Genomic DNA, 849 nt, shown 5'->3' with positions numbered 1-849 from the left:
GCGGCTTCACTATAAGTAAGATTAAGCTTTTCTTTTAGTTCTAATGCTCGACGACGAAAATCAATAGAATAAGTCATGTGTTTTTACCACCTTAGTTTATAACTCATTTTATGTTGGATCGACTATAGCTTTGTGGAATAGGAGGTGTGATTCCGTCATCTCGCATACCCTCCAAATGGAAATCAATAGCCTCCTTGATTTCCTTTGCGACTTCTTCAGCCGAGCTCCCTGTAGCAATACAACCGGGAAGATCAGGAACATAGGCGGAAAAATTGCCCGCTGCTTTTTCGATGACAATTGCATAGCGCATCATTTTACTTCCAGCCTGCCTGTTTGAAGACACTGTTTTTGGTTCCATGTGCGACATCATCATTTGGTTTTCCAGGAACTGTTACGCGCCCGGTTTTGTCGGATGTTTGAATTGACGATGACTCCCTTTATTTAGCAACCAAATACCAACCGTCATCTTTGAAGCATGGCTAAGATTTCCGTAATCTTCATTGATTGCTAAATTTCCTTTCATTGCTGGAATCAAGCTCTATTGATCTCATCTGGATCATCAAACCTGAGTGCCATTAAATACCCGAAAACAGTGCCAGCTTCTTCGCTTTTTGGACGATTGTTGTGAATTTTTGGGTTGCCAAAAGTAGCAACCCAAGCTGTGGCGCTACGGGGTCCGCTCTTTAACCGCTTGTTAGGCGATTGCTGTTTGAATGCCTAAGTGTCAGGAACCGTATGATTATATTCCGCGACGCAGCTACCCGCTGTTTTTAGCACGAGAGGCTTTGCAGGCCGTCATCACGGACATTCACCAACGCGCCCTACATCCCCAAGTGGTTGGGCACTCAG

2 protein-coding genes are annotated in these 849 nt (G+C 44.4%); both read right to left on the bottom strand.

Features of this window, described 5'->3' with window-relative positions; translation table 11 throughout:
* Positions 1-103: 103 nt before the first annotated feature.
* Positions 104-310, bottom strand: coding sequence for a type II toxin-antitoxin system HicB family antitoxin (locus CKO12_RS14370; protein ID WP_200155398.1), 207 nt, complete (start codon positions 308-310; stop codon positions 104-106).
* Positions 311-314: 4 nt separating this feature from the next.
* A complete protein-coding gene (locus CKO12_RS15310; RefSeq protein ID WP_338032769.1) occupies positions 315-422 on the bottom strand; it encodes a type II toxin-antitoxin system HicA family toxin in 108 nt (35 codons plus the stop codon).
* Positions 423-849 lie beyond the last annotated feature (427 nt).

Source organism: Chromatium okenii (genome assembly GCF_016583745.1).
In the GTDB taxonomy this organism is placed as follows: Bacteria; Pseudomonadota; Gammaproteobacteria; order Chromatiales; family Chromatiaceae; genus Chromatium; species Chromatium okenii.
This window is presented reverse-complemented; position numbering and strand designations above follow the sequence as displayed.

What these genes read in the sequence shown, in the direction of transcription:
- CKO12_RS14370 (WP_200155398.1), bottom strand. Translation starts at nt 310, where the DNA reads ATGCGCTATGCAATTGTCATCGAAAAAGCAGCGGGCAATTTTTCCGCC.